Here is a 23,283-nt window from a genome sequence, read left to right on the forward strand (position 1 = left end):
TCCAGTTAAGGTGAAACTTATTTTATTAGATGCAGGGTGCTGACATAATAGCGTTTTACACTATATCAACCTTTTCCTTTAACATAGCCATTTATTATAAAGAACTGTCACTTTCTATAGAGCATCAAATCATTGTACAAAGTACAAAAGTGCCCGAAATTGTATCTTCGGGCACTTACAATTTTTATAGAAAGTCATCTATTTTTTCTTTCAAAGCAACGCCATTTTTCACTTGAACGTTGTAGGAATGCGACAGGCATCTGAAAACGAGTATTGCCTATCCAATCTTCCTAATAGGTAAAATGATCCATATCATAAAAAAGTAGAAGCGTCAAAAATATATCCATAAGTGGAATAGCCTGTAATGATTAGGAGCCTATAGTTCATTGTATTTGTTATTCTCTATCTCTAGCATAAATCATTGATATCCATTCTTTAGTCTCTTATCATTAAGGTAGTATTGTAGTAATGAGATGAATTACTAGCCGAATATATTTTCCATATTAAAGGATTTCATTGAAGCTACTCCAGTGCTAAGGAATGGCTTCAACTCCCCCCTGTAAGGCGTCTTCGCTTTAATGATTTGTTCAACACATATAGTAACTATACTTCAGGAGGTATTTGACAAATGAAATCACGTATGTTTACTGCGAAACCATTGGCCGTCGTTTTCGGAGCAATGTTAATGGTAGTTCTTTCACTTACTTTTTCTAGTACGGTGAATGCTCACGGTTATGTAAGTCAACCAGAAAGTCGTGGCTTGTTATGCAAAACGGGTGCTAACATTGATTGTGGTGGCGTTCAGTATGAACCACAGAGTTTAGAAGCCCCTGGTAACTTCCCCATCGGCGGTCCGGCTGATGGACATATTGCAGGCGCTAACATATTTCCAAAGCTTGACGAACAATCAAAATACAGATGGACAAAAGTACCAATGAAGAGCGGTGCCAATACTTTTGAATGGTCACTTACAGCTGCACATGCAACAACTAAATGGGATTACTATATTACGAAGAAAGATTGGAATCCCGATCAGCCTTTAAAGCGAGCTGACCTTGAACCATTCTGTACAATTAATGACGGTGGCAAGAACCCAGCATTCAGCGTAAAGCATAATTGTAATGTACCAGATCGTTCCGGATATCAAGTCATTCTTGCGGTCTGGAGCATCGCGGATACACCAAATGCATTTTACAATGTAATCGATGCAAACTTTGATGGGACAACTGTTCCGCCTATTGATCCAGGTCCAGTCGATCCTGATCCTACCCCTAATCCTAATCCCGAAACTGACACTTGGAGCAGCACACAAGTTTACGTGGGTGGTAATGAAGTTACGTATAACGGATCTGTATACAAAGCTAAATGGTGGACGCAAGGTGAAAAACCAGGTGATTCGGCTGTTTGGGAACTTGTTACGGACAACGGCAACGTAACACCGGAACCTTCAGCAAATGAATGGAACACTAGTAAAGTCTACTTAGGTGGACATAAAGTCGAGTACAACGGGAACCATTACCAAGCGAAGTGGTGGACACAAGGCGAAAAGCCTGGCAGTTCAGCGGTCTGGGAACTGGTTAAATCTAACGGTAGCGTGGTACCCGATGACTCGACGAATGAATGGAGTGCGAGCAAAGTCTACTTAAGTGGAGATAGAGTGAAGTACACCAGTGTTCTTTACCAAGCGAACTGGTGGACACAAGGAAATAGTCCAGATTCAAGTCGTGAGTGGTCGATTGTAAACTAATTTTGCACATCTGTTAATTAACCATATATTTACATAAAACACTAGTGAGAAGGGCTCGATAACCTCCATTTTCACTGGACTATTTTCGGACCGCTTTCGGCTAACGATTCATGACAGATTTACTGAGGGTCCTTGTGTGGCTAGTTGCCTGTCGCGTTCCTCCAATGCTCAAGTGAAAAATGCGGTTGTTTTGGAAGAAAAGAATAGATGACATACTATGGAGAGTGTAAGTGCCCGAAGATGGAATTTCGGGCACTCTTGCACGTTGTACAATGCGTTCCTTAGTTACTTTTAGTAAAGATTATGCATCTAATCCTGTGACACCCTATAGAAAGTGACACTTTCTTAAAAGTAAATATGAAAAAACCATGGAGAAAGCATCAGCCGCCAAAATTGCATCTTTGGCGGCTTTTCTCCAGGTAAGAAGCCAGCTATTCTTTCGTCCCAAAAAGCTTAGCACTCTGTGTACTTATGCATTTGGAGCGCGAAGGATGAAGGACAACCATACGTGCGACAAAGTCGCATCCCTACACATTCAGACATCACGGTAATCGTACTAGAAGTCATTCAATCCAAGCGATCCCAAAGCGCAACTATACAAGTGCGGCCGGGAGGGATTACGTTGTTTACTGGTTATTTTTAGTTAATCAACAGACGTGCTAGTTTTGTTTTTCTTACCTATGCGCCATTGAATGATCCATTCAATGGCGCATAGGTATTTTTCATGTTCAATTGGTAAGGGATGATTTCACGTTTGTTGATCAACCATTTTATTACATCGGTAACTTGTCGTAAAATCGGGAGAAACCCATTTTCACTTGTACCTTTTCGGCTCGCTCGGAACATAATGGTCACGACGACTTTACCGGTTGGGAAATCCTGTTGCAACCATCTGCCTGCCACGTACCTTCAGTGCTGAAGTGAAAAATGCAAATATAGTAGGTAGTTACTTACATAACAAATTCCCGTCTAATAAACAAATAATTTTAGTGATTCGCCATATATAAGCACCTAAAATCAATTCATTATTTAAGAATGAATAATGAACTTCCACAAGTGAATGTTGCTTTTTGGGATTTTTCGGTGTCACTTACATAACGATTGACCTATCGCAGTCAACGACCTATCCAATGGTTTACAAACATATAGAACACTTGTTACTTTCGGAACATTCGAAAATAGTCTTGCTTTCTTATTATTCATTAGTGTATAGTTTATTCAGATATTGATATTCCATTCAAAAGTATTATATAGAAGGAGGATTTATGGCGAAATTCCATTTAACACCTAACTCTGTACAAGAAATAATCGATACGTATGATGAGGATGTCATTGTTACAAATCGGGAAGGAATTATTATTAAGGCTACACGGATAAGCGGTCAGTATTACGGCATGCAGCCTGAAGAGCTCATTGGAAAATCCGTCTATGATTTGCAATCTGCGGATATCTTTTCTCCCGCTATCACGCCAATGGTTCTTGAACAAAAAAAGAAAGTGATTCTAATACAACAAACGCCTTCAGGAGCAAAAGTACTTATTACTGGGATACCTTTTTTCAATGAACACGGAGAAATTGAATATGTTATTAGCTATTCCTATAACGTTTCGGAATTGCTTGTCATCCAGGAGTATATGAAAGACTTGGAGTTCGAAATGTCAAAAGTACAGGAAGAGCTTAGCTTATTGAGAAAACAATCTCTGACGATAGATGGGCTTGTCATTGAAAGTAAAGAGATCGTAGAAGCGTTTGAAATAGTTTATAGAGTTGCGCCGCTTGATGTTTCCGTAGTGCTAGAAGGCGAACGCGGAACCGGTAAAACGACTATGGCAAAAGTGATACATACGAATAGTTCACGTAAAAATGGTCCATTCATCGAGTTCGACTGTGCAACGATTCCGATTTCAATGTTTGAAAAAGAACTATTTGGCGAAATAACAGGCACTACACAGGATTCAACTATATCTCCTGGTAGCTTATCAATCGCGGGTGGCGGAACGCTCTATTTGAAAAAAATTGATAGATTGCCTATCCATTTGCAAAATAAACTATTAAAAACTTTAAAAGATGGTAGTTTTAAGCCTGTTGGTAGTGAAAAGTCCTACCCACTTGACGTCCGCTTAATTTCTTCTACTGAAACGGATTTGTATGAAGCATCGCAAAGCAACGATTTTATTGAAGAATTATATTTCCTATTAACTATTATCCCTATCCATTTAGAGCCTATACGAATGAGAAAAGAGGATTTGTGCTCCCTCATTTCGAATCATCTCCATCATTTTTCAAAAAAATACAAAACAACTAAACTACTCTCTGACAGCGCTTTCAAACTATTGTTAAAAGTGGAATGGAAAGGTAATATTCATGAACTTCGTAACGTTATGGAACGGATTGTCGTTCAAAGTACACAAAGTACGATTGGCATTGATGATCTACCACCGGAATACCGGTTGCAGGGTGATGATGGACTGACAGATTTCGATTTAGATGGACAAACGCTACCGAGTATATTGGAGCATGTAGAAATGAAAGTATTGGAAAGTGCACGTCATCGATATAAAACAACAACTGCAATGGCAAGAATTCTTGGCATAAGCCAACCTTCCGTCGTGAGGAAGTTAAAGAAATATACTTCTCCAGATGATTGAACAGCGAACAAGACATCGCTTAGAACGCTATTTAATCATGGCAGAGACATAAAAATTATTCATAGTAGATATAGAAGACTAGGAGGATTTATAATGCAAAATGAAATTAGTAAAAAGCAAGATTGGACACATATGGTGGATTCTATCGGAAACTTTCTAGCACCTAGTATGGCGAAAGATCATCCGAATTTGCCTGTTGTAAAAGCTGAAGGTTGTTATTACTACGGGGCGGACGGCAAAAGATATTTAGACTTCACTTCGGGTATCGCGGTTGAAAACGTTGGCCATCGTCATCCTAAAGTGGTGCAGGCAATAAAAGACAGTGCAGATCATCTTATTCACGGTCCCTCAGGTGTCATCATCTATGAATCCATTTTGAGGTTGGCAGCTGAGCTACAGAAAATCCTCCCACCGAAACTGGATAATTTCTTCTTCGCGAACAGTGGAACAGAGGCAATTGAAGGTGCGTTGAAACTCGCTAAATATGTAACGAAGAGACCGTATATCGTCTCATTCACAGGTTGCTTCCACGGCAGATCGATTGGAGCACTTAGTGTCACAACATCTAAAAGTAAATATAGAAAGCATCTACAGCCCTCTTGGCTAACTTATCAACTCCCTTACGCTCTACCAGAATACTTGCCGACGGATGCTGATCCAGATGTTTATTTTGCTGAAAAGCTTGAACGTGATGCAGAGCTACTATTTAACCATCAAGTGGATCCGGAAGAGGTTGCATGTATGATCATTGAGCCGATTATGGGAGAGGGAGGCTATATCATACCACCCGCATCTTGGCTTAAAAAAATCAGAGAAATTTGTGACCGACATGGCATCCTTCTCATATTTGATGAAGTACAAACCGGTTTCGGACGTACTGGTAATTGGTTTGCGGCTCAAACATTCGATGTAAAACCGGATATCATGGCGATTGCGAAAGGAATTGCTGCAGGACTTCCTCTTAGCGCAACTGTTGCTTCCAAAGAACTGATGGAACAATGGCCACTCGGTTCCCACGGGACAACATTTGGTGGAAACCCAATTGCCTGTTCCGCCGCTCTTGCTTCATTGGAAGTAATACAGGAGGAAAAGCTACTTGAAAACACGCAAGAGATGGGCGCATATGCGTTGGCCCGACTGCTGGAAATGAAAGAGCAATTCCCTATCATTCGGGATGTCAGAGGTGTGGGACTGATGATTGGCATCGAACTGGGGGATCCGCAAACTGGAAAACCTTCTGGTCAGACCGTCATGGAAGTACTTGATTATAGTCTTGAAAATGGAGTGCTCTTTTATTTATGTGGAAATTCAGGGGAAGTCATTCGAATGATTCCACCGCTTACAATTAATAAAGAGCAGATTGATGTTGGACTCGCTGTGTTAATAGCAGCTCTTGAAACCTACTCAAACTAAAATGGGGGAAATGGAATGTCAGTTGTTTACAAAAGGGATACTGTTAAATCGAACAACAATGCTTGGAAATTCTTAGTACCATCTATAATTGGTGTTCTTCTATTTCTAACGCCCGTAAAAGTGAACGGCGAGATTACAATAGGTGTGGGTGTCTTGGCATCTGCTCTATTAAAGACATTTGGAGACTGGATTCCGCAATTTATTTTGTTTTTGTTAGGGGTCTCAGTTCTATTGACTGTAGTGACCATTACGCTAAAACCCGGATTTATAATGAAAAACCAGTTCCTGAAGGGTGTATTCCATGTAGGCGCATTCGGAATTATCATGCGCTTCATAGGGCTTGCCGTCGGGATTATGGCATACTTTGAAATCGGTCCTGAATTCATCTCATCACGGAATACAGGAGGAGTTGTACTTTACGACCTGGCTCCTGTCCTGCTAACATGGTTTCTATTTGCGGGAATCCTTCTTCCACTTCTAGTCGAATTCGGATTAATGGAATTTGTCGGATCCTTAGTTGAAAAAGTGATGCGCCCCCTCTTTACATTGCCGGGACGCTCTTCTATTGACACTATGGCTTCTTGGATGGGTGCGGGAACCGTCGGTGTTCTTGTAACAATGAAACAATATGACGAGGGCTATTACACAAAACGTGAAGCCGCAGTCATTGCGACAACATTTTCAATTGCTTCTGTTGCGTTTTCACTTGTAATTGCAAACGTAGTCGGATTGGGGCACTTATTTATAGAATTTTACCTTACTATATCGTTTGCAAGTGTGATTGCAGCATTAATCATGCCACGGATTCCTCCATTATCGCGTAAACCTGATACCTATCACGAACCGATTGGTCAAAGAATTGATGAATCCCAGCCAGAAGGCGTTTCAAAACTTCAATGGGGCTGGATAAAAGCATTAGAAAAAGCGAACACCGCTAAAAGTCCAAAAAAATTGGTTCAAGATGGTGTAGAAACGGTACTGGATATTTGGCTTGGCCTCATTCCACTTGTTATGAGCTTGGGAGCAATCGCCCTTATAGTGGCTGAATATACACCTATATTCAACATTATTTCATATCCAATAGTGCCAATATTGGAACTCATGCAACTACCTGAAGCTGCAAAAGCTGCCCCAACAATGCTTGTCGGTTTCGCAGATATGTTTTTACCTGCAGTCATCGCAAGTGGCATTGAGGCTGAAATTACGAGATTCGTAGTCGCCGCCCTTTCACTGACGCAACTTGTCTATATGTCAGAAATCGGGATTTTGATTTTGCGCTCAAATATTCCGGTCACTTTCCTTGAACTGTTCATTATCTTTATCCAGCGTACAATTATTACGCTTCCTATCATTGTACTTATCGCTCATTTCTTTGTATTTTAACACGTCTGTTGATGAACGATTTATTCGCATAAAGGGCTTGAAAACCTCCATTTTCACCGGACTATTTTCGTGGCCGCTTTCGGCTAACGATTCATGACAGCTTTAAGGAGGAATTGCAATTCATTCCTCCCCAGAGATGTCCCTGTGTGGCTAGAAGTGACTCCGTCACTTCTAGCCACACTTTTTCATTAATCCTGTTATGAGTAGTTGCCTGTCGGGTTCCTACACTGTTCAAGTGAAAAACACAGTTTTTTTGAAAGAAAAGAATAGATGCCTGTCTCTGGAGAGTGTAAGTGCCTCTTGAGTAGTTTCGCACACAGTTACTCGTTTCCAATTTATTTCATACGTAATAGTATTTTTGTAAATGCTGTGAAATCACTTAGGTGATTATCTAAAATGGCCTGCAAAATATCGAGCTGGATGGCTTGATAATCATGCACGGCAATATTTCGAAACCCGACCATATTCATCAATGTTTTTGCTAATGATGCGCCAATGATTCCATCTTCCTCTAATAAGCGAAAAGCCTCTCGACTGGCTTTAGGCAAGCCTAATTTTTTCTCACTGACGAGATGCATCGCTAAATCAATACTTGCCTCACAAGCACGCTGAATGTTTAAAATGATACTATCCTGTTTAGTGAATTCTTTCAAATTGCTTGGATCCTGATTATAAACTTCATTGATTCTCTTCACACAACGCTCAATTGTCATCACTTTATTTAAGATTACTTCATTATTCACCAAAAATACTCCCTCTTTCTTCAATTCCTTGAAGGATTTCAATCCGTTGTTCATTCAATGTCACATACATAGAGTATGCCTTCATTCGCTGTTTAATATATTCATTTTCATCGGCACAATCCATAAGGACTCCCGTAGAAAAAATTTGTACCGCAAATACTGTATCAACTTGCTTAATATCCACTAAATCCACATCAATCTGACATTTCTCAGCTAAATCTCCAGCTACTAAAAAACGCTCATAATTCGTTAAAGTGGTTTCTGAAAAGTACGCAATATCTATATCGCTGTCTTCACGTGCAAGCCCCTTAACATAAGAGCCAAATAATAGAATAAAGGATGGATCTACGTGTTCGTTCAACACTTCTATAATTGTGTTTTCCAGTTGTTTAGATAGCACTTTCCACCCTCCCATAAAAATAAATGTAGTAGTTCTTTCCATTATACAGACTACTTATGAAATTCACACGTTAGTGTCAAGTGAAAGCGCCTTCTAGTTGATTTTCCCAAGCAAATGTATGGCCTTTAGATGGTTTCTATAGTTAAAAACAATTTATTTCTATTTTTGAAAAATGGGTGTATTCTATTTCCTTCAATGTTTAACTGTCGTTTAAAATGAAATGACTAATCAAGAAATTTAATAATTTAATACTAACCAAAACTGTAATAAAAAAAATACTCAATCACTTCCTTTTCTAAGATAACTTATCCTACAAAATGGCCCGATTGAGCGACAGCTGTATTTAATTATCAAGCAAGTTAATATAAAAAATTTCTTTAAATTAACCCATCCACGCCACCCAAACAAAAAATGACCATATAGAAACCGGAAGCCCTATTAAGAAACACGTAATAACACTCACAATAAGGTATTTTTGGGGGATTTTATTGAAAATTAATAGTGAAATAGGGATAATTACATATAATCCAATACTAATGAAAGTTAAGATAGTCATGGCTGTCATTGACTTAATTGTTGGGAACTGTTCATTTAAATCATAAGCTATAACATGACCAAATATACCTAATATAGTTGCAAATATAAGACCTACGATTACAAAAGTACTATAAATCATTTTCTTCATGTCCTCAATTCCCTCTTTTATAATCGCTATTCAATAATCTTACCAGTTTGTTGAACAAGAAACTCGAATATCTCCATTCGCAAACTATCAATTCAATCGCTGAACGGGCTTGTATAGTCCATACACAGCAGGTTTATATAACGCCAGTTCACGGCAGTAGTTAACTCCATTACTCAAGAAAAACTGCCCTGTAAATAAAGGCAGCCGGTTGTTCGACTAAAGCGCCCGTTAGGTCAATAAGAGGTTTTGGTTCAATCATTGTCCAAAGTGTTTGTCCAATGCAAAGGAAGCACGCCTACGTACATACTCTTGATTATCTTTTAGGAATTCATTTAATAGTATTCTACTTGATAATTTTTCTTCACTTATTTCTCCAAGACCATAAGCAATTTGCCATTGTGCATCAGCATCTTTATAGGTTATAGCATACTTAGCTAATGATAAAAGTTGATTAGGTAATTCTATAAGTTGTTCAATTATATTCTCAACTTCGTTATCCCTTGCTAGTATATAAAGAAAATCTTTAATTAGTTCATCGTTCCATCGTTCAACTGACAGTCCTTCGATTAACGCTTTTGTAAGTTGGTAAAGTTCATCCCATTTAGGGTATTTCGTTTCCCATTCCCTATAGGATTTGTCAGCTTTGCTACTCCATTTTTTGAAGTCCGAAACTCCATTTTTGAAGGGGATTATTAGTTCCACTCCCATTGCTATACCCTCACTTTGTATTGTATTTTCCAATATTACCGATGTATGAATTCAAAACCTTGTTCAACTAACCTGCCCCGTTAGTTCAACAAGTAAGAATAACTGCCCCAGCAGCCACAAGATCTTTCACTAAAGCACCCGTTAGTTCAAGAAGAAGTTACAATTTAATTGTTTTTTCGCTTCTTTTACGATGGTTGAAATTAAAGATTCTATTGTAATTCCCTCTATATTATCGCCATATCGATAGTCGTCTATCATTTCACTAATCTCATACCATACATTTAATTCTTCGCTAACAAATTCTTCACGAACTACCTGATAAATTTCATATGCATAGTTAATTGCATTAGATTCATTATCTATTATTTGTTTTAGCAAATACCAGAAGTAATACTTAGAACACTTATCCTGCGAGGGTTCTTCTATACCTAATTCTCTCACTGCCCTATGAAAATAATCTTCTACCTCAAAAGTATTTAGAGTTTCACTTAGGGAAGAAAGTATATTTAGGGATGCAGACGTATCACTACTTTCTAACATTTTGATAGCCCAATTAACATAATCGACTGGTTCTACTTTCTTTTTGAATATTTTATAATACAACATTTTAGTTTCCATCACTTACTCCTTTTATTTTACTCTTCTTGTTCAACTAACCTGCCCCGTTAGTTCAATAAGAAAAGAGCTCCCTAAGAAGCCCCTGTTGTTGAGCTAAAGCACCCGTTAGTTTAAATGAAACTTTTCACATTTCTCGTAAAGCTTATTTGAAGGGGCAATCCTTCAGCCAATTTTCCATGGCTTTTGGGACAGCCCCTCTAATCCTTTAACTAATAGAAAACCTGTTCAATTTTGCCTCAGTACCAAGCATGACAATGTTAAGCTCATTCCATCGGCTATCTTGTCCCCTTCTGAAATAGAGACTGCGTAAAAAATTCTTGCTGTTCACGCGAGCAATCACTTGAGCGCGACTTCTCGGCAAATTGCAGCATTGCGCTAAGCCGCTAATCCAATCAGCGATTTCATGATGTAGAAGTAACTCTTTGTCAATCATCGTATCCACGATGTTGACAAACCGCTCATCATCCTCATCGCTAAAAATGTGTCTACCATTATGAAGCATGCCAGAAATAGCGACAAGAACCTCACGCAGCATTGCGACGCTGCTTTCCTCGCACTGCACCAGCTCGACAAAAACGTCCGCACCGTGAGACGCGCTGTGAGCCCAGCCTCCTACTGAAAGATAACCTCGCAGATCCTTCTCCTCTTTATAATATCGGAGCATTACATGCATTAATTGCTCAATTTCCGATTGATTGAAAAATGGATTCTGTCTGTGGCTTTGCACAATCAAAGAGATAGGCAAGGCAGAGAACGTCCTTGTGAAAACTGACTGATCATCCTCGCTGCCAATATTATAGAACAAATGGTTTTCATCAGTCAGAACAGTTAAAAGGCTACGCAACTCCTCTCCACTGAACCTATTCTCTTCCTTAATCCACATATAAAACATCGGATAAATCAGGTTATCCCGTAATTCTGGCTGAGGATCACCAATATATTGAAGTAACAAAGGTAAGAAATCTTGATGCTGCTCACCTTCGCGTAACTGAAACTGATCCTTCTCAATTCTTTGCAAATCCAGCATCGATTTGGTCCTTGTATCGCTCATTTTCCCATCTCCATCAACATTAACATAATCTCCTCTATAACAATTTCTGGCTCATCATGATGAATATAATGTCCACTTTGACTAGCAATCCTGTACTTGCTTGACTTTGACAGCCATTGGAATTCTGCTTGGAGTCTTTGCTCAATTTCCAATATTTCTTGAGATGTCCATCCCTCTTCATCATTGTCAGGCAAACCTCTTGTAATAATTGAGAGTGGGAGGTTACTTTGCTTTGAATGATCAACGATTTGCTTATAGCTTTGTATTTTATCAATATTCTCACTATTCAACATAGGATTCTCGTAATATTCCCTATTTCCTGCAATCAGATCTTCGGGTAGAACCTTTTCATAGGCAAGTTCTTTATATTCCGGTGCAGCGTCAACCAAAACCATACCGCAGATGTTCAGTGGATAAAGGCTGGCATATAATCTAGCAACCAAACCGCCAAAAGAATGTCCCACCAATATATAGGGCTTCTCCACTTCATGCGCCAGCAACAATTCGTTGAGCTCCTCAACTAGATCATAGCAAGTAGTCGGGACAGATGCGACTTGACTCCTGCCAATACCCGACCTGTTATAGGAAAAGGTTGATGTTTTTTGCGATATTCGGTCTTGGACTTTTTTCCATGTCTCATAGCTATCGCCTAACCCTGCTATGAAGATTACGCTTGGAATACAGTTACGTGAATATTTATTGAATAGTATGCGGTCATCACAGATATCAATTATCTTTTTATTTTGCATATTCACTTTTAATCACCTAGCTCAATTATAGGCTTCACACTATTAATATTTCCATAGAAATTGGATTATTATATAGTTTTGCGAACCTTTCCATTTTCCCCTTTGAAACTTCAGCTGAAACCACTCCAAAAGAAATCTTTAGAATACCAATTGATAATTTGCTTACTTCCAAGGTATTTATCGTTTTAAACATTTAACACTAGATCGCCGAAATCTACTTGATGTTCTGTACATAAAAATAGACCATCGAATGATCGTCTTGTTCTGCTAAAGCTACCAGTTAGTTTAAATTATTTTAGTTTAATACTTTATAGTAATTGCCAATGTTCCCCATTGTTTTTCTTGTTCTGGTGTATATATTTCATAGGTTCCTTCTACCATTTCTTTCATTGACCAACCTTCACAATCAAAATCTTGAAACGGAATATTTTCATACATTTCTTCAAATGTATCGTACTTTCTTAAATCTGAAACTTGTACTTTTAATGTTTCATTTTGTTCAGGAACACTTACAAATTCGATAGTATCGCCTACTTTTATTTCCCTCCTATCCTCATCGTTTAAACGAACCTCAACTGTCTTTTTTCCTTCTATAATTGCTTTAAAATATTCTCCGTATAATCCCATTTTATGTACTATGTTATTCACCCCTACTTTGTATTTCGACATCTTCAATTAACTTTCCTTCTTCAACTAAACTGCCCCGTTAGTTGAACAAGAAACTCGATTCGATCGCTGAACGACCTTGCATACGTCATGCACACGAGGTTAACATAACACCAATTCCCGGAAGTATTTAATTTCATTACTCAATAAAAAAAGCTGCCATGAACGGCAGCCGATTGTTCAACTAAAGTACCTGTTAATTGAAAATTTTTTTTATTGGAAACGTTACTTTTTTTACCTATTTAAAAACGAAATATTTGGTGTTTTATGCTTTTTATTAATTCTGGGCTTATCTGTTTCTGCCCAAGAAATAAAGTCGTCCAAAATGCTTACTTACCATGGTGAAAACGAAAATTGGGTGGGTGATTTTACAATTGGAATTTCGGAAGAGGGAATAACAAGACTAGGGAATCTAAAGTATAAAGGGGAAGATGTTGATTCTGTCGGGCAAGTTTCAGTTACGTTTGAAACAATTTTCAGTAAATCATCAAGTAAAAGTCTATTAGCAGGTTTGGATTCACCTGATTCACCTATAGGAGAAAAAGGTACTGTTTCAATTAAATCATTATCAGGGAATGGTAATCCATGGTCCAAAGTAGAAGTTGTTAAAGTGAATGCAGAATGGGATGGGAAAACCGAATCATTTAATTTATACAAATAATAAAGATTGCATGTATTGTCGACAGGTGTCATCAATTATTTCACCATATAAAAAGTTGGATTACTTTTTTGACTAAACTGCCCCGTTAGTGTAAGTGCATTTTTTTTCAAACTTGCATATATCATTTCAATTATTTCTATAAATTCAGTTTACACTCAACTACTTCATTAAGTAAGTTCTTTTACAACTAAACACACCTTTACATAAAAATCCAAAGGGGTAAAACTGTTAAGTGACAATAAAGTTCTTTCATTTTGATGCTGAAAGAATGAATTACACCGTCCGCATTTGCGGACGGTGTAAAGATAAAGTTGTTCAATTCCTTTTATAATTACTGAATAGGAACTTAAGGAAGCAACAATAAAGTCGTTTAAAAATCGTATCATTATGCAACAATCGCGCCCTATTGTTGAAGATTGTTATTAAAAAAACCGCTAACCTTTAGTTGAATTAAAACACAATATCGAAAATTATGTTCCATATCATTTATTTATCATTAATTCAAATTCTTCTACCTCATCGTTCCATTCATCGAATTTTCAAAGTTGTTTCATTTAGAGTTCATACCAAAGATTATACGTGGTAAACTGAATCTATGATGCAATTTTGAAAGTAGGTTGTTCAATGGAATTTGTCATTTTTTTTATGATTGGAATTATAGGTAATGTAGTCGGTACATTGGTCGGAGGAGGGGGACTGATTAGCTTACCCACTATGTTACTTATGGGGTTACCCGTGCATTCAGCAATCGGTGCAAACAAGGTTTCCAATACTGTCAGTTCACTCTCAAGCTTTCTTGTCATATTTAAGAGAAAAGAAGTTTCCACAAAAGAAGCATTATTAGTCCTAATGTTTTGTCTTGGAGGAGGTATTTTAGGTGGACTCATTGCTTCCTTTTTAAGCGGAAGTACCCTAACGCTTATTGCAATCATTTTATTAAGCTTTGCATTTGTAACTTCCTTCATGAATACAGGTAATTTTGATGGAACTGAACAGTTTCATGCAAGTAAAAAATCAGGAACTGCACTAATTGGTATAGGAATGTATGACGGAATGTTTGGGCCAGGAAGCAGTACACTTGCGATGTATTTATATGCAAGCCAAAAAATTGCCTATATCCGAGCAATTGGCTTAGCAAGAGTTGGGGTTTTTGCAAGTTGCTTTGGTTCTGCCATCACTTACATATCAACGGGTAAAATTTTCTGGCCACTTACCATAGCATTAATGCTTGGATCCATTGTTGGTGCACAGTTCGGAGTAAGATTAGCTCGTAAATTAAAAACGGAACATGTAAAACCACTTCTTAGATTAGTAACAGTTCTTTTAATCGTACAAATGATTATAGATTACTTTAACTTTTAAAAGTATCTTTTTTGAGGATTCTAATTGAACTACAATTCTAACCAGACAAATAAGACGTCCATCACACTTTTGGATCGACGCCTCCTCCTTGATTTAAGATAATATTTATTGGGGTTCTAATAAAAATATTAAAATTCTATTCAACTTGTTATTCAACTCTCCTGCCCCGTTAGTAAAAAAGGCTTTACTCCTTCTTGAAGTAAAGCACCCCGTTAGTTGAATAAGAGAGATGTACTAAAGACTTTTTAATATAATGCTAATAATTGCTATTATAGAAAATACAAGACAGTATAATGACAATTTTTTAGCTTTCTGATTATATTCCTCTTTAAGTACTTTTCTTGTTTTCATTTCTTTATTGAAGTACATATACACCTTGATGGCTTCATACAAGCCCAAAACAGAAAAAATAATAAACAACAAAAAATTAATTAGTTTTAATATAGTTATTAACCCCATTGTGATATCTCCTTAATCCGTCAATAACTTCATAATAATTATAAATTATTATTGGGAAATTCGTATATATTTCTTCAACTAAACTGCCTCGTTAGTTCAATAAGAAAAGCATTAGAGTTGTTCAACTAAAGCCAACCGTTAGTTGAATAACATTAAATTTTTTTTAAAACTCAATGGGTGTGAGAAATGCACAAACAAACATTGAGCTTGGAATAGCTATTACTAATAATAATGTTTTTTTTACATTGGATATTTCGTTAAATCTCATATAAGTATCAATAATAAGTAATCCAATTACTAATTTAATTATGTTTATCAAAACCATTCTTGAAATATCCATAATATCTAAAGTATTGAATGACTTTTGAAAATATTCACTAGAAAAAATAGTCGTCATCCCGAATATAGCTATCATTACAAAGAAATACATAAAAATTTTCATATAGGTTTTCATACAATCTCCCACTCTTAATAAAACTTAGAAATAAAACATACGTCATCCCATTTTAATCTTTATTATATCGAATACGCTATATAAAAATATTTCCTTATCCTTATTCAACTAACCTGCCTCGTTAGTTGAACAAGAAAAAGGATTGCCTCAGCACCCTTCCAACTTCAACTCTTGCCTTTTTAGATAAAAAAGAAAAAAGGCGTTGATTAAACAATCTCGCCCGATTGTGGAAGCTCTTTTTCTATTGAATAGTATCGTTGTACTGCACAGTTGGAAAGTTGTTCTTTTTAAAGATAAGCGCCCTACAGATCAAAAGAGATAGTGGGTTAATCCTTTACATCTTCCTTGCCTATTTCACTAACTAGCTGCCATAACGCGTTGTTTTCTTTATTTTTCGCATTAAACCCTAATAATTTTTTCAGAGGTAACTACTTATTATGTCGTTTGTTAACTACAATCGTAATGAACTCCGGCAAATAGTTGGGCGTACATCCTTTTGCTACTATTTCATCTTTGTAAAGACCCGTTTTTTCACCAAGTTTAATACAACGTGCCCGATTCTTTTCATCAAAAACGCCTATCCAGCCTGCGGTGAAATTCATAGCCCATTGAACTTCCGGCTCTTCCTGCGTAATAGTAGCTTCTAATGAAGATAGCAAGTCTGCGGTGTTATCAGGCGGTGTTTGTCCAGTCCATCTCAATCGCCCTTGATAATACCAGAAAGCTCGCCTTTGAAGAGTAGAAGAACTATTTTCCCATGACTCCATCAATGCAATATTCTTCTTGTCTTTGGTGAGCTGATTAGCCATTAACCAATCCATTAAGTTATTTCGCTCATCAAAAGGGTGAGTCTGCATATCCTTATCAAGCTTATTTAGCACATCTTGTGAAAGAAGTTTTTTGTCCATAATTAAGGTTGCTAATAGTCTGGGCAAAAACTCTTCGGTTGACCAAAGTTCCATAGCTAATTCGTGATCTTTTTTAATGTCCTTCGCGATTTTTCGTAAGTCGCCTAGCTTAGTTTTACTATTGATCTGAGGTAGAATGTTTTCTGCTTTTGAAGAGCGTTTTATTTCTGTATCTTTTTTTTCATCCATTTTATACAACTCCTTTATTAATGCACTGTTTCATAATATGTCCTTGACGGGATATATCTAGAACTTAATTTCGTTATAAGTCTAATTGCAGTGGTTCACCTCCAAATTTTACCTTTTTTAAATATTGTAGCATATATCGTATTAAAGCTTTCTCCACCTTTGATAGAAGAGTAACCATCTTTAATATAATAATAACATTTACTTCCTTTAAATTGGATACGAAAAGAGCATTCCTTTTTAAAGAAACGCCCCCGTTAGTTGAATATTCTACAACCTAAATTTATTTATCACGTTATAAAATCAACCTTCTATTTTTTATAAATTCGAGTATCCAAAAATTAAGGTATGTAATTATTGGAATGAAAAACACCAATACTCCTATACCTAAACTACTAAATAATCCTTCTGCCTGTCTGTGAAATGTTTGAACATCTAACTTGTAAAGTAGGATTGTTGTTATTGACAAGATACGTGTATTTACGAAAAATGCAACTAACCTTGCCAGCCATTTCTTATGTTCTTCATTTTTAATAACCCATAGAAGTTTGAGTAGAAACGAATAAGGAAAATACCAAAATAATGAAAAACACTATATTTTAGCCACCTTTTTTAGAAATAAAGTTATTTTTCAGTAGTGGACTAACAGTAATTCAATGGAGCCTCATGAGATAAACCATATAGCGTATTTCTTTGTAAAGATGAATGTTTTTTGTCCCATTTACTTATTAACAACAAAAATAGTGTAATAAGCAACAAAAATTTATTGTTTATCGATAAACGACGTGGTAAAATATAATAAACAATACTTAAGAGAGGTGCTTTTCATGAAACCCAAAACACTATTTTTAAAGTTAGCTGTTGTTCTTATGGCCTTTCCAGTTCTTGCTTTATGCATCTTTTTGGTACCTGAGTTAGGTAATATTGCAGCAAAATTGCTGCCAGAGTTTGATTCGATTAAATACCTCGTTTCCATGGTTTTTGATGCATCGGCGATTCCTTTTTACTTTGCTTTGTATCAGGCGTTTAAACTTTTACGCTATATTGACAAAAATAAAGCTTTCTCACAATCATCTGTACATGCATTGAGAAATATCAAATTCTGTGCCATCACAATCAGTAGTTTGCATGCGCTACTCTTGCCGCTCTTTTATCTCTTTGCGGAGAAAGACGATGCCCCAGGTGTCATCTTTGTTGCATTGGTTGTTCCTTTTGCTTCAATAGTGATTGCAGTCTTTGCTGCTGTTCTTCAAATGCTATTAAAAAATGCCATCGTTATAAAATCAGAAAATGATTTAACGATATGAGGTGAAACCAATGGCAATTATTATCAATATTGATGTGATGTTGGCGAAAAGGAAAATGAGCGTAACTGAACTTTCTGACAAGGTCGGAATCACGATGGCGAATATTTCTATATTGAAAAATGGAAAGGCAAAAGCGATTCGATTATCAACTCTAGATGCGATTTGTAAGGCTTTAGAATGTCAGCCTGGGGATGTTTTAGAATACAAAAGTGATGAAGACATTTAAAGATAATTCCACAATTATTAGGGGAGGCATAAACGTGAACGATAATAATTTGATTATTAAAAATATATATAACCCTCATAAGCTTGAGAGAATGTTTAGAAATGACCCCAAAGCCTTTAAAAAGTCATTCTCATACGCATGGGAACAAAATCCTGATTCGAAGGTTCTTGCTGTTTGGTATGAAAGATTAAATTTCAAGGAGACGGCACATACAGAAAAAACTTCCTTTCTTCAACAAGATTTCTTATTCATGAGCATTTTAGCCATTTTGGCCGGGATAAGCACAAGGATCATTTTCCATTTTGTAGAACAGGAAACAATTGCCCCAATTAACCTTGCTTTTGGGGTTCTTCCCTATATTGGCGCCTATTTTGTATACAAAAATAAACCTCGAAAAAAGGTTCTTTACACACTTGCATTGTTGTTCCTAATCTCCGGTTTGTATCTTAATATGCTGCCATTAAATGTTAATGATAGTACTATCCTTGCTTATTTACACCTTCCCATATTCTTATGGGGATTGATAGGGCTCGCATTTATAGGTAATGAATATTCAAAAGGAAGCACAAGATTAGCCTATCTTAAATTCAATTTGGAACTTTGCATACTCTACGCCAGCATGGCCTTTAGCGGAATGCTGTTAGCAGCATTAACTATGCAGTTATTTAGCTTTGTCGATCTAGATATAGCAGACTTCTATTTTAGAAATGTTGTGTTATTTGGTGCTGCTGCTCTCGCTATTGTGGCTACCTACCTGGTGTCAATGAATCTTAAACTTGCTAAGAATATTACACCATATATAGCTAAAATTTTTAGTCCTCTTGTCCTGGTCACTTTGTTGGTCTATCTTATAACGGTTATTTGGGTCGAAAAAAATCCATTCTTGGACAGAAATTTCCTGATAGCATTTAACGGAATACTCCTTGGTGTTTTGGCTGTTAACATATTTTCAATTACCGAAAGCGGCACAGACGAGAAAAAGAACATTTCTGATTATATAAATTTCGCCCTAATTGTTTTAGCTCTTGTCATTGACAGTGTAGCTTTGTCAGCCATAGTTTTTAGACTTTCTTCTTTTGGGATTACACCAAACAGACTTGCTGTTTTAGGTGTAAACATACTTATCTGGGGAAACCTTATTTGGATTATGATCTCCTATATGCGTTTTCTACAAAACAAGACCGGACCTTCACCCATCCAAGATGCGGTTACTAAGTATTTGCCAGTCTACGTACTTTGGGCGGCTTTCGTTACATTTACTTTTCCTTTCATTTTTAATTAGAAAGGCTTTATTAATGTAACGGTTGCTGATCTTCCTTATAAAAGCCAAAAATGAACAAGTTTCTATTCAAAACTTGTTCATTTCCGGCTTTTTATTTTCCTAAAAAAACTCTATTGTTACATGATAAAACAAATACCTTATTGAACTAACCTGCTCCTTTAGTTGAACAAGGAATTTGATCGCTGAACAAGGTTATATGCTGCATGCACCCCTAAGACATAACACGCTTTCAGGGGCATTCGAAATTAAATAAAAGAGATAAATCTTTATAGGCTTTCCGATTTATTTTGTTTTAAATTTTTCAGATAAAGTTTCGCTCCCAATTGCTCCAATAATTGAAGTAATAAATGGAATTGCCATGTACAGTATTGATCCTTGGAAGAACGTAATATCAAAGTTCAAAAATTTATTTCCAATTGCTATAAAAATTTTGGCAGCTACTAGAAATAAGCCCATGACTAGAAGTATGTCAAAGAATAGTTTTAATCTTGGATAAGCTAATTGCTTCCCATCTTCAATGATTTTTTCCTTCAAATGATCATCTCCTTTCAATAATTCATCGATTGTAATGTCAAAAACTTCACTTAGTTTAATTAGCGATTCAATACCGGGATAACCTTCTCCACGTTCCCATTTTGAGATCGATTGTCTACTAATGTTAAGTAATTCACCAAGCTGTTGTTGCGACATTTCATGTTTTAGACGTTCTTCTTTAATTTTTTTTTGGAAATACATTTCTTCAACTCCTAACCCAAATATACTTGTGTCTCTATCTAAACGTAAAGAACCGTGCAGTAGCAACTATGTAAACTAATAGTTGCGTAATAAAAGAGACAAATCTTTATAAGTTTTCACGGAAGTATTTACCTTCATTACGCAATAAGCATCAATCCATTTTATCATTACGTATAAATGTTTCTGTAAATTCATTCATGTATTCGTTCATTTCCTTATATCAAGTCCAATGTAGATAATGGTGTCCTTAGTTACATTACTTAATTGAGTTAAAATTGTAATTATTTCTTTTTTGCTGAACGGATATTCTATACACACCAGCTTTACATAACGCCAGTTCACGGCAGTATTTAGCTTTACTACTCAATAAGAAAAGGCTGCCCTGTAAGACAGCCAATACTTAACTATAGCAACCGTTAGTTTAAGAAGGAAATTAAAAAAGCATAATATAACCTGTTAACAATTTAAGAATTCATTTTGTTTACGATTTTTAGAAATAACTCCGAATTTAGCAATTAAAAGAACCAGTAAAAATATAAAGCAACTAAAACCAGTATTATCACTTGTAAGTATATTTGACTGGATAAGTTGCATCGCAAGTAAAACGTTTAATATATAAGAAAAGAGAAAACCCAAAAATGAAATACACGTTACATAATTGCCGAATAACGTCCTTCTGTAATTAGATACATCTGTTTTATTAGCGTTTTGGATAGTCAAAGTATGTTGGATTTGTCTAACTAGACCGTATGCGAAACCGATAATTAAAAACACAACTACTACATAACCAATTACATCATCCATTTATGCCCCCCGATAGTTGAGTAATCTCGATTAACTACTAATTAAAATTCTTTACTCCACTCATCATCCTCCAACCATACACCATTTTCAGCGACATAACCGACAATAACAGTACCCTGTTGCAGTTTGTCTTCACTTTTCAAATAAGATATAAACTCATTAAAGAGTTTTTCATCTTCCTCTCTCTTTTTTCGGGGAAAATTAAAACGAATAATAGGTGCAACGCTAAAATCCCTATAACTCCCTGGATTAGCAGAATTAATATCCAATTCTTCCCCTATTGTGTCATCATAAAAGACGTCAAAGTCAGTGGTTTCTCCGAAATTACCTTTAATATAAGGGCGTATTTCATTTTCTAAATCATCTGCCCATTTATTAGCGGTGTAAGTGTCCACCATTTTATCTTTACCTTCGTTATAGTAAACATAAAATGTTATTTTATTTTTCTTATCCCGTACCTTGGCACCGTATTCAAAATTATAGTGCTCCAAAGAACCATGCAAAATACCATATATCTCGAAGTTATCATTAAGTTTTTCTTCTAAATATTCCTCCGCTTGGATTTTCACCTTTTCTTCCTTTTCTTTATCTGGCTTCATACTCTGAAGAAAAGAAAATACAAGTATAGCTATTCCTAATATAATCACTCCGACAACAATAAGTGTTACTTTTAAAAATTTGTTCACAACTTTCCCTCATTCCCTTTTAAATTCTCCATAAAAACGCAAGATCTTTATTGAAGTATTCCGCGCCTTTAGTTTAAGAAGAAATGAGTCCCTAAGCAGCTCAATGATCTTCAAGTAAAGCACCCGTTAGTTGAAAAAGCGTTAGGACTCATTAAGGCTTTATTGCCCAATATCTTGTAATATCCAATTAACAGCGTCAAGAATATCGTCGGCTATAAAGTCGGGTTCAACCTCTTCCCATTGATGACGAAATGACGATAGTGACCCTTCTCCCCATCCCGTTTTAACCAATACATTTTTAGTACCTGCTTTGTGTCCAGCAAGCATATCAGAACCACCAGTATCACCGACAACATAACAATCTTTAAGTAGTAAATTGTGGTCATCTTCTGCATTTAATAGTAACCCGATGTTTGGTTTCTGGCATTCGCAACCATCATCAGGCTTGTGTGGACAATAATAAATTCCATCTAGAAAAGCTGAATGTAACGCTAATTCTTCTTCCATTCTCTTGAATCCTTCTTTTAATTCCTCTTCAGTAAAATAGCCTCTGCCTACTCTTGTTTGGTTTGTAAATAGAAATACTTTTATTCCTACTTCGTTCAAGGTTCTTATGGCTTTGGGGGCAAAATCATACATTGTAAACTCAAATGGATGTATACCTCCACCTGTACCGCCAATTGTCCCATCTCGATCTAAAAACACAGCTTTCATCTCAATTACTCCCTCGTATTACTCTATAATTTCAATGTTGTCCCTTTGGTTTGGAATTACTTACTAATTTACTGTACTTAATTAACCCGCCTCTTTACTTCTTGAACTAACCTGCCCTGTTAGTTCAAGAAGTAAAAAGAGCCGCCTAAGCAGCCCTGTTGTTCGACTAAAGCACCCGTTAGATCAAGAATAAAATAGTTCTTTCTATTGCGTGATAAGATATTTTTCTTTGAAAAGTGGACTTAATTCACTCCACACATCAAATTTATTACCATCTAAATCAAAGAAAACAAAGTTCCTACCAGAGTGTCCTCTGTTTTCAATTTCTCCAGCTCTTATTTCTTTATCGGTAAAATCTCTATGAATTGCCTCTAATGCAGTTAGTCCATTAACTTCAAATGTTATAGAAAAACGTTCTATTCCATAACAATCATAGAAGTTAGAACTTTGACTTTCTTTAGATTTAACAAGAAAAATACTTTGGTTTGCAAAATTAAGAATTGCTTTGTCTTCGTCTTTATAGCTTAACTCTGCCCCCAATTTGTTTACATACCATTCATAAGAATTTTTCACATTAGTTACCGGAATATAAATAGTTCCTACCCTTAGCAGCTTTTCGCTCATTCTATCGACTCCTTCTAATCTCCATTTTTTCTTATTGAACTAAACTGCCCCATTAGTTGAAGTA

Annotated in this window: 25 protein-coding genes; 9 read left to right on the forward strand and 16 right to left on the reverse strand. The window is 36.3% G+C overall.

Going from position 1 to position 23,283, the window contains the following annotated elements; all coding sequences use genetic code 11:
- Positions 1 to 628: 628 nt before the first annotated feature.
- On the forward strand, positions 629 to 1,747 hold the full coding sequence (locus tag FQ087_RS12710; RefSeq protein ID WP_188006740.1) for a lytic polysaccharide monooxygenase: 1,119 nt from the start codon (positions 629 to 631) through the stop codon (positions 1,745 to 1,747).
- 678 nt (positions 1,748 to 2,425) lie between these two features.
- On the opposite strand, the gene FQ087_RS12715 is transcribed toward FQ087_RS12710, so the two are convergent.
- Positions 2,426 to 2,635 (reverse strand): hypothetical protein, encoded by a 210-nt coding sequence (locus FQ087_RS12715; RefSeq protein ID WP_149580968.1) that lies wholly within the window; start codon positions 2,633 to 2,635, stop codon positions 2,426 to 2,428.
- A 377-nt stretch (positions 2,636 to 3,012) separates the two neighbouring features.
- On the opposite strand from FQ087_RS12715, the gene FQ087_RS12720 reads away from it, so the two are divergent.
- The 3 genes from FQ087_RS12720 (at position 3,013) to FQ087_RS12730 (ending at position 7,191) form a co-directional block, all read left to right on the forward strand.
- Positions 3,013 to 4,395: a sigma 54-interacting transcriptional regulator gene (locus tag FQ087_RS12720; protein ID WP_149580969.1), complete on the forward strand. Its 1,383-nt coding sequence runs from the start codon at positions 3,013 to 3,015 to the stop codon at positions 4,393 to 4,395.
- A gap of 93 nt (positions 4,396 to 4,488) precedes the next feature.
- Positions 4,489 to 5,808, forward strand: coding sequence for an aspartate aminotransferase family protein (locus tag FQ087_RS12725; protein WP_149580970.1), 1,320 nt, complete (start codon positions 4,489 to 4,491; stop codon positions 5,806 to 5,808).
- 15 nt (positions 5,809 to 5,823) lie between these two features.
- Complete coding sequence (locus FQ087_RS12730) at positions 5,824 to 7,191, forward strand: YjiH family protein (protein ID WP_149580971.1); 1,368 nt, start codon at positions 5,824 to 5,826, stop codon at positions 7,189 to 7,191.
- A 335-nt stretch (positions 7,192 to 7,526) separates the two neighbouring features.
- On the opposite strand, the gene hepT is transcribed toward FQ087_RS12730, so the two are convergent.
- From hepT to FQ087_RS12770, 8 genes are all read right to left on the reverse strand, one after another.
- The gene (gene hepT / locus FQ087_RS12735) at positions 7,527 to 7,934 is read right to left on the reverse strand and encodes a type VII toxin-antitoxin system HepT family RNase toxin (protein ID WP_149580972.1); all 408 of its coding nucleotides are present in this window, start codon (positions 7,932 to 7,934) and stop codon (positions 7,527 to 7,529) included.
- Positions 7,927 to 8,334 carry a type VII toxin-antitoxin system MntA family adenylyltransferase antitoxin gene (gene mntA, locus FQ087_RS12740; protein WP_255452317.1) on the reverse strand — a complete coding sequence of 136 codons (408 nt, stop codon included), beginning with the start codon at positions 8,332 to 8,334 and terminating at the stop codon, positions 7,927 to 7,929. Before mntA ends, hepT begins: the two co-directional genes overlap by 8 nt.
- Positions 8,335 to 8,716: 382 nt before the next feature.
- A complete protein-coding gene (locus FQ087_RS12745) occupies positions 8,717 to 9,019 on the reverse strand; it encodes a hypothetical protein (RefSeq protein ID WP_149580973.1) in 303 nt (100 codons plus the stop codon).
- A 255-nt stretch (positions 9,020 to 9,274) separates the two neighbouring features.
- On the reverse strand, positions 9,275 to 9,727 hold the full coding sequence (locus FQ087_RS12750) for a hypothetical protein (protein ID WP_149580974.1): 453 nt from the start codon (positions 9,725 to 9,727) through the stop codon (positions 9,275 to 9,277).
- A 141-nt stretch (positions 9,728 to 9,868) separates the two neighbouring features.
- Positions 9,869 to 10,345 carry a hypothetical protein gene (locus tag FQ087_RS12755; protein ID WP_149580940.1) on the reverse strand — a complete coding sequence of 159 codons (477 nt, stop codon included), beginning with the start codon at positions 10,343 to 10,345 and terminating at the stop codon, positions 9,869 to 9,871.
- 205 nt (positions 10,346 to 10,550) lie between these two features.
- Positions 10,551 to 11,396: a DUF2785 domain-containing protein gene (locus tag FQ087_RS12760; protein WP_149580975.1), complete on the reverse strand. Its 846-nt coding sequence runs from the start codon at positions 11,394 to 11,396 to the stop codon at positions 10,551 to 10,553.
- Positions 11,393 to 12,151 (reverse strand): alpha/beta fold hydrolase, encoded by a 759-nt coding sequence (locus FQ087_RS12765; protein WP_149580976.1) that lies wholly within the window; start codon positions 12,149 to 12,151, stop codon positions 11,393 to 11,395. Before FQ087_RS12765 ends, FQ087_RS12760 begins: the two co-directional genes overlap by 4 nt.
- A 294-nt stretch (positions 12,152 to 12,445) precedes the next feature.
- The gene (locus FQ087_RS12770) at positions 12,446 to 12,814 is read right to left on the reverse strand and encodes an ASCH domain-containing protein (protein WP_370456082.1); all 369 of its coding nucleotides are present in this window, start codon (positions 12,812 to 12,814) and stop codon (positions 12,446 to 12,448) included.
- Positions 12,815 to 13,136: 322 nt separating this feature from the next.
- Between FQ087_RS12770 and FQ087_RS12775 the strand changes: the two genes are divergently transcribed.
- A complete protein-coding gene (locus FQ087_RS12775; RefSeq protein ID WP_149580977.1) occupies positions 13,137 to 13,472 on the forward strand; it encodes a hypothetical protein in 336 nt (111 codons plus the stop codon).
- Positions 13,473 to 14,096: 624 nt separating this feature from the next.
- Positions 14,097 to 14,834 (forward strand): sulfite exporter TauE/SafE family protein, encoded by a 738-nt coding sequence (locus tag FQ087_RS12780; RefSeq protein ID WP_149580978.1) that lies wholly within the window; start codon positions 14,097 to 14,099, stop codon positions 14,832 to 14,834.
- A gap of 622 nt (positions 14,835 to 15,456) precedes the next feature.
- On the opposite strand, the gene FQ087_RS12785 is transcribed toward FQ087_RS12780, so the two are convergent.
- Together FQ087_RS12785 and FQ087_RS12790 are read right to left on the reverse strand one after the other, a co-directional pair.
- Entirely contained in the window at positions 15,457 to 15,747 is a 291-nt protein-coding gene (locus tag FQ087_RS12785) for a hypothetical protein (protein ID WP_149580979.1), read from the reverse strand.
- A gap of 428 nt (positions 15,748 to 16,175) precedes the next feature.
- Positions 16,176 to 16,844, reverse strand: a complete 669-nt coding sequence (locus FQ087_RS12790; RefSeq protein ID WP_149580980.1) for a DNA alkylation repair protein — start codon at positions 16,842 to 16,844, stop codon at positions 16,176 to 16,178.
- An 824-nt stretch (positions 16,845 to 17,668) separates the two neighbouring features.
- On the opposite strand from FQ087_RS12790, the gene FQ087_RS12795 reads away from it, so the two are divergent.
- The 3 genes from FQ087_RS12795 to FQ087_RS12805 are packed head-to-tail and all read left to right on the forward strand — an operon-like array spanning position 17,669 to position 19,656.
- Positions 17,669 to 18,148, forward strand: a complete 480-nt coding sequence (locus FQ087_RS12795) for a DUF2975 domain-containing protein (protein ID WP_149580981.1) — start codon at positions 17,669 to 17,671, stop codon at positions 18,146 to 18,148.
- A gap of 10 nt (positions 18,149 to 18,158) precedes the next feature.
- Positions 18,159 to 18,374, forward strand: coding sequence for a helix-turn-helix domain-containing protein (locus tag FQ087_RS12800; protein ID WP_149580982.1), 216 nt, complete (start codon positions 18,159 to 18,161; stop codon positions 18,372 to 18,374).
- Between the two features lie 34 nt (positions 18,375 to 18,408).
- On the forward strand, positions 18,409 to 19,656 hold the full coding sequence (locus FQ087_RS12805) for a DUF4153 domain-containing protein (RefSeq protein WP_149580983.1): 1,248 nt from the start codon (positions 18,409 to 18,411) through the stop codon (positions 19,654 to 19,656).
- 282 nt (positions 19,657 to 19,938) lie between these two features.
- Here the strand turns inward: FQ087_RS12805 and FQ087_RS12810 are convergent, their stop codons facing one another.
- From FQ087_RS12810 to FQ087_RS12830, 5 genes are all read right to left on the reverse strand, one after another.
- Positions 19,939 to 20,391, reverse strand: a complete 453-nt coding sequence (locus tag FQ087_RS12810; protein ID WP_149580984.1) for a helix-turn-helix domain-containing protein — start codon at positions 20,389 to 20,391, stop codon at positions 19,939 to 19,941.
- A gap of 456 nt (positions 20,392 to 20,847) precedes the next feature.
- Positions 20,848 to 21,195: a hypothetical protein gene (locus FQ087_RS12815; RefSeq protein ID WP_149580985.1), complete on the reverse strand. Its 348-nt coding sequence runs from the start codon at positions 21,193 to 21,195 to the stop codon at positions 20,848 to 20,850.
- Positions 21,196 to 21,236: 41 nt separating this feature from the next.
- A complete protein-coding gene (locus FQ087_RS12820) occupies positions 21,237 to 21,881 on the reverse strand; it encodes a hypothetical protein (protein WP_149580986.1) in 645 nt (214 codons plus the stop codon).
- A gap of 159 nt (positions 21,882 to 22,040) precedes the next feature.
- Complete coding sequence (locus FQ087_RS12825; RefSeq protein WP_149580987.1) at positions 22,041 to 22,595, reverse strand: D-glycero-alpha-D-manno-heptose-1,7-bisphosphate 7-phosphatase; 555 nt, start codon at positions 22,593 to 22,595, stop codon at positions 22,041 to 22,043.
- Between the two features lie 204 nt (positions 22,596 to 22,799).
- Entirely contained in the window at positions 22,800 to 23,219 is a 420-nt protein-coding gene (locus FQ087_RS12830; protein WP_149580988.1) for a VOC family protein, read from the reverse strand.
- Positions 23,220 to 23,283 lie beyond the last annotated feature (64 nt).

Source organism: Sporosarcina sp. ANT_H38, from assembly GCF_008369195.1.
Classification (GTDB): Bacteria; Bacillota; Bacilli; order Bacillales_A; family Planococcaceae; genus Sporosarcina.